At 56.4% G+C, this 204-nt stretch carries 1 protein-coding gene; it reads right to left on the reverse strand.

The features are described 5' to 3' along the window. On the reverse strand, window positions 1–204 hold a 204-nt coding region (locus J1G35_RS30800; RefSeq protein ID WP_223016898.1), incomplete at both ends, for a hypothetical protein.

Below are 204 nucleotides of genomic sequence, written 5' to 3' on the forward strand. Positions count from 1 at the left end.
CTTTTTGAGTCAGTACGACGTTGTTATCAACGATGGCGTAGTAGCCATCCACGTTGCTGTTGCCGGTGAAGGAAACAGTCAGGCCTTCGCGAGGGGTTTCTTCATCGGTCGCAGTGAAGCGGCCGGCGACGGTGCCCGCTGTGGCGGAGTTTTCATCGATGGTTTCTGGGGCAACACTGATCACCGGCACATCGTTATGCAGCG

The sequence above is a fragment of the Pseudomonas sp. SH10-3B genome (assembly GCF_019891415.1).
Lineage (GTDB): Bacteria > Pseudomonadota > Gammaproteobacteria > Pseudomonadales > Pseudomonadaceae > Aquipseudomonas.